8 protein-coding genes and 1 pseudogene are annotated in these 10,525 nt (G+C 53.3%); 7 read left to right on the top strand and 2 right to left on the bottom strand.

The features are described from left to right. Positions 1–207, bottom strand: a pseudogene (locus tag F557_RS0116555) (IS1634 family transposase); the annotation flags it as partial. A 157-nt stretch (positions 208–364) separates the two neighbouring features. Beyond that, complete coding sequence (locus F557_RS20575) at positions 365–913, bottom strand: flagellin N-terminal helical domain-containing protein (RefSeq protein WP_019003323.1); 549 nt, start codon at positions 911–913, stop codon at positions 365–367. An 811-nt stretch (positions 914–1,724) separates the two neighbouring features. On the opposite strand from F557_RS20575, the gene tssA reads away from it, so the two are divergent. The 7 genes from tssA to F557_RS20565 all read left to right on the top strand — a co-directional run. Next, positions 1,725–2,807 (top strand): type VI secretion system protein TssA, encoded by a 1,083-nt coding sequence (tssA, locus tag F557_RS0116535; protein WP_019003320.1) that lies wholly within the window; start codon positions 1,725–1,727, stop codon positions 2,805–2,807. A gap of 104 nt (positions 2,808–2,911) precedes the next feature. Continuing rightward, a complete protein-coding gene (tssB, locus tag F557_RS0116530) occupies positions 2,912–3,448 on the top strand; it encodes a type VI secretion system contractile sheath small subunit (RefSeq protein WP_019003319.1) in 537 nt (178 codons plus the stop codon). Between the two features lie 6 nt (positions 3,449–3,454). Beyond that, positions 3,455–4,945: a type VI secretion system contractile sheath large subunit gene (gene tssC / locus F557_RS0116525; protein WP_019003318.1), complete on the top strand. Its 1,491-nt coding sequence runs from the start codon at positions 3,455–3,457 to the stop codon at positions 4,943–4,945. A 159-nt stretch (positions 4,946–5,104) separates the two neighbouring features. After that, a complete protein-coding gene (locus F557_RS0116520; RefSeq protein ID WP_019003317.1) occupies positions 5,105–5,620 on the top strand; it encodes an Hcp family type VI secretion system effector in 516 nt (171 codons plus the stop codon). Between the two features lie 154 nt (positions 5,621–5,774). Next, positions 5,775–8,432 carry a type VI secretion system ATPase TssH gene (gene tssH, locus F557_RS0116515; RefSeq protein ID WP_019003316.1) on the top strand — a complete coding sequence of 886 codons (2,658 nt, stop codon included), beginning with the start codon at positions 5,775–5,777 and terminating at the stop codon, positions 8,430–8,432. A 186-nt stretch (positions 8,433–8,618) separates the two neighbouring features. Next, positions 8,619–10,070 (top strand): type VI secretion system contractile sheath large subunit, encoded by a 1,452-nt coding sequence (gene tssC / locus F557_RS20570; protein ID WP_245539425.1) that lies wholly within the window; start codon positions 8,619–8,621, stop codon positions 10,068–10,070. 267 nt (positions 10,071–10,337) lie between these two features. Beyond that, positions 10,338–10,525: type VI secretion system tube protein Hcp (locus tag F557_RS20565; protein ID WP_044143789.1), on the top strand; the 188-nt coding region annotated here is incomplete at its 3' end.

Raw genomic sequence — 10,525 nt, 5'->3', positions numbered from 1 at the left:
TGCATCTGATTTCTTTCTTTTTGCACGTGTTGGCACAGGAATTTCAGAGCCCTTGGGAATTTTAGAGAGTAGTTTTGCACTTAGTATTTTGTTGTACTTTTTCTCCGGATCATATTTGATTTTTCTTTCCAGAACGTAGATATCTCCGTTCTTCTGACGGACATGAACTATAACAGTTTTAATTTCTCCTGAAGGAATTGATGGCATAACTCTCTCCTTTAATTGTGTGTATATTGTATTATAATATACACACAATTAAAAAGCAATAAAAAAGACTGATTTTTTTCTAAAAATCAGTCAGTTTTTTCAAGTTTTTCCGTTATTTTTCTAAAAAGTCGATTTCTGTTATTTACTTGAGTTTATATTAGACGACTTTTTGGTTGCTATAGAGCGTCTCAAAAATATCATGAGGTCTGAGCCCCGCCGTGAGATCAGCGCTTACCGTCTCCCGGGCATTGGCACCTACCTGAAAATCAGTCGGAGCAGTGAGGGACCCGTCAAGAATATGAATGCCGCCAAAGGTTGTGTCATTGCCGATTCTGTTAATTTCCTCATACAGCTGCTCTACCTCCCTCTGAATCGCCTGACGGTCTGCGGCAGAGTTGGTACCGTTGGCTGACTGCAAAGCCAGTGTCCTGATACGCTGGTACATATTTGTCATTTCATCCAGAGCCCCCTCGGCTGTCTGACACAGGGAGATGCCGTCCTGAGCATTGCGGTTGCCCTGCTCAAGACCGTTGATCTGCGCGGTCAGGCGGTCTGATATCTGAAGTCCGGCGGCATCGTCCCTGGCGCTGTTAATGCGGAGTCCGGATGCCAGCCGCTTAAAGGCCGTATCCAGAGAACCGGCAGCACTGGCAAGATGCCGGGTGGCATTCAGTGATGAAATGTTGGTGTTTACGTATAAAGCCATTTTAGAAACTTCTGAGAAATCCGTCTCCCGTGGGGCTTTATGAAAAAATCATGCCATAACTGCTTTTACGGCTAAATAATTTTGGTCTCCGCTGAATTTTCGTGGCCGGAAAGGAGCTATGATTCCCATTGCCCGGTAAATTGCCGCAGATCTGCCGGATTTCAGACCGTCCCGCCAGCAGATTTTTGACGCTGAAACCGCCAGGCATCTCCAGAGGAGAATAAACAGACAGTTTTTTAGAGTCCCCCGGTAAATCCTGACTGGCCCGCGCTTATCTCTGCGAAAGCCTCCAAAAGCCCCCTTTCCTCCATAAGAAAACGGCAGCGGGCCTTTTGCCTTCCCTCCGGACGAGACAAAAGTGGAAAGCACTTAGACCTTCAGGAGGACAGAACCGGAACCTTCCATGGCCGTCCAGCACAGTCAGAAGGCCCTGAAGAACCGGAACCTGCAGGAGAGACCGAGAAAAAGGTCCCGAAAAATAACCGCATTCCCGCCACCAGGGGATTTTCTGCGGAGCAGGAGAGCCGGAGCGGATATTTTCAGGGCTCCGGCGCTCAAAAATCACCCTAAAAACCGTGTCAACTGTGACAAATGCCGAAAAATCTTAATATTTCAGATACCGGCACTGAGTCCTTTTTGAAAAATGAACATCGGATCACTATCCCTGAAATGCTTTTATGTAAAATAAAAATGAACACCGGATCACTATCCCTTAAATGCTTTCATGTAAAATCAGGGAGATTATGCCGCATGGTACTTTCTGTGCTCCGGAGGCACCAGTACAAATCAAATTAGCGGATTCTGACTGACTATGGAATTGCCGAATACTGACTCCCTTCTGACCCTGCTTCCTGACGGAGATGTCGGAGAGAATCTCGAATACGATTCACTTTATCTCCAGATGGAGGAGCTGGCCCTCAGTGTCCCGCCCTCGGAAATGGGAGATTCAGTCAGCGAAGGAAAGGATCCCGACTACCGGTCTCTCATTAAAAACACCATTTCCCTGTGGTCTAAGACCAGAGATCTCCGGGTCGCCGTCTATCATACCCTGAGCGCCTTCTGTCTGAACGGTCTTGAGGGAATGCTCCAGGGGCTTCAGATGATCGACTATCTGTGTTCGGAGCTCTGGGATCGCTGCTATCCCCTTCTTGATCCGGACGATGACAACGATCCGACCGAGCGCCTGAACATTCTCAGCATTCTGTCCCCCAAGCCCGGCAGCTACAACGACCCCATAGACTTTGTCGGCCGGTTCCGGAAACGCCGGATTGTGGAAGAGCTTCCCTATTCTCTCCGGGACGTGCTTCTGGCACAGGGGGTAATTCAGGCCGGCGAGGACACCCAGAAACCCGATCCTGCACAGCTCAGCGCGGAATTCCAGAGTCTGCCCCGCAGTATAATTGAGAAGCAGTACGGACTTCTTGCAGAGGTGCGGGAGCTTCTGACAAAAATCAAAGACACTATCAATGAAAAGATCGGAATGATCGCGTCTGTGAATTTTGAAACGCTGGAAAAGGAAATCGGGAACCTGAGCAAATTCCTGGGTTCTCTCCTGCCGGCCGAGGGCGATGTGAGCGATGCCGCAGCTACTGGCAGTATAGCGGCCTCCGGCGCGGGAGCAGCCGCAGCACAGCCCGCCCCCAGAACGCAGAATGAATTCAGGGATCTGGCCTCCCTTATTATCACTAACCGTCAGGACGCCCTTCTCATGATAAGAAAGAGCGCCGAGTACTTTAGAAACACCGAACCCTCCAGTCCGCTTCCCTACCTCCTCGAGAGAGCCATCAGAATGTCGGAAATGAACTTCATGGAAATTCTTACGGAAATTGACCGGAATTCGCTGGAAAAGGCCCGGGAGCAGCTGGGCGTTAAGGAATCTGACTCTGAATACTGATTTTTCAGGCATCTGTAACCGCCCGGCAGCGCGGACGTCATAAATACGGATGCTGCAAAAGCTGTTAAATAGTTTTAAACAGACACTTAAGGAGATAAATCCCCATGGCAAGTACCAATTCTCAGAAATTTGTGGGCAAAAACCGTGCCCCGCGAGTTCAGGTTGAATACGATGTCGAACTGTACGGCTCCGAAAAAAAGGTTAATCTGCCCTTTGTTATGGGTGTGATGTCGGATCTTTCCGGAAAGCCCTCCGAGCCGCTTCCCAACGTAGCAGACCGGAATTTTCAGGAGTTCAGTGCCGAAAATTTCGACGACAGAATGAAAAGCATCAAGCCGAGAGTGGCCTTCTCCGTGCCGAACACTCTTACCGGTGAAGGAAATCTGGCCGTGGACATCACCTTCGAGAGCATGGATGACTTCTCTCCGGACAAGGTTGCCGAAAAGGTTGACGGACTTAAGCAGCTTCTGGAGGCCCGCAAGCAGCTGTCCAACCTGCTGAGCTATATGGATGGCAAAACCGGCGCCGAAGAGCTTATTGCCAAGATTCTCAAGGATCCCGCCCTGCTGAAGGCTCTTTCCAAGGAAGCCAACCCGAAAAAGACTGAAGCCGCTGCTGCACAGACTGAAGACAAGGAGTAATTTAAGATGAGCGAACTCGAACAAACCGCAGTCCAGGGACAGGAAGCCGCCGGCTTTGAAGTTTCCGATTTCGACCGGCTTCTGGAACAGGAATTCAAGCCGAAGTCCGATGAGGCCAAGTCTGCCGTGCAGAGTGCCGTGCAGACCCTGGTGGGTCAGGCTCTGGAAAATGCGAACATCGTCAGCGATGATGCCATCAAGACCATTGAAGGGATCATTGCCGAGCTGGACAAGAAGCTGAGCACCCAGGTTAACGAAATCATTCACAACAAGGATTTCACCAATCTGGAAAGTGCCTGGAGAGGCGTATCCTATCTGGTTAACAACACCAACAGCAACGAGTCCATGAAGATCCGCGTCATGAACATCAGCAAGAAGGATCTCCTGAAGACCTTCAAGAAGTTCAAGGGCACCTCCTGGGATCAGAGTCCGCTCTTCAAGAAAATCTACGAGGACGAATACGGCACCGCCGGCGGCGAACCCTTCGGAGCGCTGGTGGGCGATTATTATTTCAACCAGACCGGCTCGGATGTAGAGCTTCTCAGAGGCATCTCCCAGGTGGCCGCCGCTGCTCATGCCCCTTTCATAAGCGCAGCAGATCCTTCCATTATGAACCTTGACAGCTGGCAGGATCTCTCCAAGCCCCGGGATATCAGCAAGCTCTTCTCCACTCCGGAATACGCCGCATGGAGATCCTTCAGAGAATCCGATGACAGCCGCTATGTAGTGCTCACTCTGCCGCGGGTGCTCTCCAGAGCTCCCTATGGTCCGGACACCAACCCGATCGAGGGCTTCAACTACACCGAAGACACCAATCTGGGCGATTCCCGCAACTATAACTGGATGAATGCCGCCTATGCCATGGGTGTCAACATCAACCGCTCCTTCACTGACTACGGCTGGTGTGCCCATATCCGCGGCGTGGAATCCGGCGGCGTTGTGGAGTCTCTGCCGACTCACACCTTCCCTACCGATGACGGCGGCACCATTATGAAATGCCCTACCGAGATCGCCATCACTGACCGGCGCGAGGCCGAGCTGTCCAAGAACGGCTTCCTGCCGCTCTGCTACTGGAAAAACACCGACTATGCGGTATTCCTGGGCGGCCAGACCGTTAACAAGCCCCAGGAATATGACAACCCTGACGCCACGGCCAATGCCAATCTGTCGGCCAGACTGCCGTACATTTTTGCCACCTCCCGCTTTGCCCACTATCTTAAGTGCATTGTGAGAGACAAGATTGGTTCCTTCAAGGAGCGCAGCGATATGGAACAGTGGCTTTCCAACTGGATCTCCAATTACGTTACCTCGGATCCCAACGCCTCCGAGGAGGTCAAGGCCAAGTATCCGCTGGCAGAGGCCAAGGTAGTGGTAGAAGACGTGGAAGGCAATCCCGGCTACTACAATGCCAAGTTCTATCTGCGTCCGCACTATCAGCTGGAGGGACTGACCACCTCTCTGAGACTCACTACCAAGATTCCCAGTGCAGGCAAGTAACGGTCATTAGAAACGGCCCTCCTCACCGGAGGGCCTGGAGAGTTTTCAGTCCGCGCCCCCATTAAGCTGCGGACAGAAAAGCGGTTTCGCAGAAGCGGAACCGCCTGAGCAGATTCTAGGGTCTCTCAGAATATTCATTTGAACAGGAGAATTGCAATTATGGCTTCCGATTTTTTCATCAAGCTTGACGGCATTGACGGCGAATCCGCTGACAAGGCTCATAACAAGTGGATTGAGGTGGTTAACTTCAAGCACGGCTCACTTCAGAACATTACCGCCGGCCGCACTACCGACGTTTCCGGCAGAGGCTCCTTTACTCCCTTTACCTTCGTGCACATGCTGGACAAGGCCACTCCGAAGATTCAGCAGTTCTGCATGAACGGCCAGAAAATCGCCAAGGTAACCTTCAATGTCTGCCGCGCCATTGCCGGTGCCCAGGTTCCCGTCTACGAGGTAACCATGGAAAACTGCAAGATTGTCAGAGCCGCGGTTAATACCGTAATCCCCGGAACTCCGGGAGAGGTGGTGCTGCCGCTGGAGGAGAATGCCTCCGCCCCCACCGAAACCGTGGACATTGTAGCCGGCAAGATCACCTGGAAGTACACCGCCATCAAGCCTGACAATACCAAGGACGGCGCTGTTGAAGCCTCCTTCAACCAGGTAGAGAATGCCTAAACGCCGTCTCTGGCGCATGCAAAAGACAGATTCAGGCACAATCTGTCTTTTTTTATTCTGTCCCGGGTCGCTTTAAGCCTCTCAGGGACTGTCTCTGGCGTAATGACGGATCTTCCGGCAATCCCCGGAGCAATAATCAGGAGATTTCCTAAATATGATAAAGCTAAAGAAGAAACAGCTGTTTGCCAAGCTTTCCGGCACCGCCTACCGCTCTCTGGAAAGCGCCACCGCTCTCTGCAAAACCAGAGGCAACCCCTACGTGGACATTATTCACTGTCTGAATCAGATTCTCCTGGGGGATCCCTGCGATTTCCATGAAATTATCAGGTATTTCGGGATTGACGAAGCCCGTCTTTCCGGAGATTTTGTAAAGGCCCTGGATCTCCTCCCCCGGGGAGCCAGCGCCATTTCAGGCTTTTCTCCGCTTCTGGAAACAGCCATCCAGGAAGCATGGATGGCCGCCTCCATTGTTTATCAGAGTCCGCTTATCCGTACCGGACATCTGCTTCTGGCCATCAAGCTCAATCCGGATCTCAGCCGCCGGCTGCACGAAATCAGCTCCGAGCTTATCAAGATTAACGGCGATCTGCTCCAGGAGAAGTTTGCCGAGATTACCGGAAACTCTGCAGAAACTGTTCCGGCGGCAGCCTCCGGGGAAACCGGCACCGGCCAGGTTTCCGGTCTCATGAACGACGCAGCGCTCCGGAAGGGAGAGGCGCTGGATCTTTACACCACCGACCTTACCGCTCTGGCCCGGGAAGGAAAAATTGACGGAATTGTGGGCCGTGACGAGGAAATCCGCAAGATGCTGGACGTGCTCCTGCGCCGCCGGCAGAACAACCCGATACTCACCGGAGAGGCCGGTGTCGGCAAAACTGCGGTGGTGGAGGGCTTTGCGGTAAGACTTGCCAACGGGGATGTGCCCGACTGTCTCAAGGGAACCGTTCTCCGCTCCCTGGATCTCGGACTTCTGCAGGCCGGAGCCTCCATGAAGGGCGAATTTGAAAACCGTCTGAAACAGGTAATCGAAGAAGTCAAATCCTCAGATGTGCCCATTATTCTCTTTATTGACGAAGCCCACACCCTGATCGGTGCCGGCGGCACTGCCGGTCAGAACGACGCCGCCAATCTGATAAAGCCGGCTCTGGCCCGCGGCGAGCTCCGCTGCATAGCTGCCACCACCTACCGGGAATATGTGAAGTATTTTGAAAAGGATCCGGCACTGACCAGACGTTTTGAAAATATCCTGGTACAGGAGCCCGACGACGAAAAGGCCTTCCGGATGCTACGGGCCATGACCGGCTTCCTGGAAAAATATCACAAGGTACGCATTCTTGACGAGGCGGTGAAGGCCACGGTAACCCTGTCCCGGCGCTACATTCCGACCAGGCAGCTTCCCGACAAGGGCGTCAGTGTCCTGGACACGGCCTGCGCCAAGGTAGCCCTGAGCCAGAGCACCCTGCCGGCGGAAATTGAGTTCCTCTCGAGAAAGCTTGAAGCCCTGCGGCTGGAAAGCGGCATTCTTTCCAGAGAGGAGCAGGAGGGCTTTACCAGAACCGAGGAAATCGCCTCCGTTAAGAAAGCTATCGAAAACGCCGAAGCCGAGCTCGCAAAGCTTAATGAACGCTACAGCAGCATAAGGGAGCTCTCCGGAAAATATCTGGAGCTCCGTAGCCGGATGAGCGCCGGTGACAATGCCGCCGCCCCCTCTCAGGAGGATCGGGAACTGCTTCAGAAAACCCGTGACGAACTCAACGAGCTTCAGGGGGACAGTCCGATGGTGCTTCCCGAGGTGGACGAACAGGCCGTCAGTGCCGTGATTTCAGAATGGACCGGAATTCCTCTGGGACGCATGGTTAAAAATGAAATCAGCTCCGTGCTCAACCTGGGCAAGCACATGCAGGAGCGGGTAATCGGCCAGGATCAGGGGGTTTCCCTTATTGCCAAGAGAATCCTGACCTCCCGGGCCGCCCTGTCGGATCCGGACAAGCCGATAGCGGTAATTATGCTGGCAGGTCCCTCCGGTGTCGGCAAAACCGAAACGGCCCTGGCTCTGGCCGAGCAGCTTTACGGCACTGAAAGCAACCTCATCACCATCAACATGAGCGAATTCCAGGAGGCGCATACCGTTTCCACTCTCAAGGGAGCCCCTCCGGGATACGTGGGCTACGGCGAAGGCGGCGTACTGACCGAAGCGGTCAGACGCCGGCCCTACAGCGTAGTGCTCCTGGACGAAATTGAAAAGGCGCACCGCGATGTCCATGAGATTTTCTTCCAGGTGTTCGACAAGGGACAGATGGAGGACGGCTCCGGACGGCTTATCAACTTCAGAAACTGCGTGATTATTCTCACCACCAATGTGGGCGATGAAAAGATCATGGATCTCTGTGCTGATGAAAATAGCCTCCCGTCTCCGGAAACCCTGGCTGATGCCATAAGACCGGATCTCATGAAAGTGTTCCCGGCAGCACTTCTGGGCAGAATATCCGTAGTGCCCTACTATCCTCTGGGATCCCAGGTCATTAACAGAATTATTGACCTTAAGCTCCGCAAGGTGGAAAAGAGAGTCCGCAGCAAATACCGGGCGGAATTCTCCTGCACCCAGGGGCTCCGGGATGAGATTATCCGGCGCTGCGACAATATCGCCTCCGGAGCCCGTCTCATCGACGCCATCATCAGCAACGATCTTCTTCCGGACATCAGTGCCAGATTCCTTGAATACACCATGGAAGGAAAGGAGCTTGCCGCCATTACCTGCGACGCCAAAGACGGGGAATTCGTTTTTGAATTTACCGAAAAGGAGCTTTCCTGAACACTGCCCCGGCCACCGGCAGGTTCCCGCTAACCGCCGGATCCGGCAGCGTGTCAGGCTTTAACTGACTATGAGGCCCGGTAACCGCAATATTCCGGGCTTTTTTCTGATTTTCGGAAAATCGCCTGAACAGCGTGATATTATAAATCCCGGATATCAGAACTCTTTTATCACAGAGGAGACACCGTGAATCCGACATCAGCAGGTTTTAATGACATGAGTTCCCCGGAAGATCCCGCCGCGTGGTTTCAGGGACTTCCCGCGGATCTGCAGGAGGCCGTTCTTCTTCTGGCGGACATGGCCGGGGAGCTTCCTTCCTCCCTTCTGGAACACCCCGTATACGCAGCGGAAGCAGTGCTGGCCGAAACAGACCGCAGAATTAACGCTGAGCTTAACGCCATAATTCACCATCCCGAATTTGTCGAAATCGAAAGCGCCTGGAGAGGCCTTCATTATCTGGTAAAAAACACCCCTCCCGCTGAAAACATAAAAATCCGGGTATTCAACATCTCCAAAAATCAGCTGTTCCGCACTCTTAAAAAGTTCCGGGGCAGTTCCTGGGATCAGAGCCCTATCTTCCGGAAGCTTTATGAGGATGAATACGGCACGGCCGGCGGCGAACCCCTGGGAGTGATTATCGGGGACTATTATTTCAACCACCTGGCTCCGGACATGGAGCTTCTGCGGGGCATCGCCCAGATCGCCGCCGCAACCCACAGTCCCTTTATCAGCGGCGCCGATCCCTCCATTATGAATCTGGAATCCTGGAGACAGCTGGCCAATCCCCGGGACATTGCCGGTATCTTCCTCACCCCGCAGTATGCCCTGTGGCGGTCGTTCCGGGATTCCGAGGACAGCCGCTACGTAGCACTAACCCTGCCCCGGATTCTGGCCCGGGTTCCCTACGGACCGGATACAAATCATGTACGGCAGATCGCCTTTGACGAGGATACCGAAACCGGGGATCAGAATATTCATGTCTGGATTAACGCCTCGTATGCCATGGGGATCAATATTGCCAGAGCCTTTGATCGCTATGGCTGGTGTGCCCGGATTCGCGGCGTCAGATCCGGCGGCATCGTGGACAATCTTCCGGTTCTTGCCAATGATACCGGGGAATACCGGACAAATATGCAGCTTCCTGTGGAAATTGCCATCCCGGAGCACCGGGAAGAGGACATCTCCAGTAACGGCTTCCTGACGCTGTGCTTCTGCAAGAACAGCAGCTATGCGGTATTTCCCGGCGGCCAGACAGTAAACAAGCCCCGCGTTTATGACAATCCCTCCGCTACTGCCAATGCCCAGCTCTCCGCCCGTCTGCCCTACATATTTGCCGTATCCCGCTTTGCTCATTACATAAAATGCATCGTCAGGGACAAGCTGGGGTCCTTTAAGTCCCGGGAGGATATGACCAAGTGGCTTTCCGACTGGAGCAGCGAATATGTAACCTCCGATCCCAATGCCGACGAGGAGGTGAAGGCCCGGTATCCGCTGGCAGAGGCCCGGGTGGTCATCGAAGAGCGGGATGATCGCATCGGCTACTATGACGTCCGGTTCTATCTGCACCCCCACTATCAGCTGGAGGGACTGACCACCACCCTGTGCCTGAGCACCCGGGTGCCCTGCGTGAATGCCTGAACCCCGGTTGCGGGAATAACTGCCAGGGAGCTGACTCTGAAATGCCGTCAGAAATTTTTTCGGAAAATCTGTAACCGCGTTTCGTGATCTTCGTTACACTTACAAAGGCCAATGATTTCACCCCCGGAAACAGGGGCGGGCCTCAAAGAGGTACCGGAAAGCTGCGCGCTAAAGCACAGAACCTTCCGGCAGGTTTCCGGATCATCCGGAAAACCCTCCGGGCACAGAAATATGCTCCCAGGGCATGCATTCAGAGGAGATACTACTATGGCTTCCGATTTTTTCATTAAGCTCGACGGCATCGATGGCGAATCCAATGACAAGGCTCACGGCAAATGGATTGAGGTGGTTAACTTTAAACACGGCTCACTTCAGAACATTACCGCCGGCCGCACTACCGACGTTTCCGGCAGAGGCTCCTTTACTCCCTTTACCTTCGTGCACATGCTGGACAA

The sequence above is a fragment of the Succinimonas amylolytica DSM 2873 genome, assembly GCF_000378405.1.
GTDB classification, from domain to species: domain Bacteria; phylum Pseudomonadota; class Gammaproteobacteria; order Enterobacterales; family Succinivibrionaceae; genus Succinimonas; species Succinimonas amylolytica.
The sequence above is the reverse complement of the archived record's forward strand: the minus strand, read 5'-3'. Positions and strand labels throughout refer to the sequence as shown.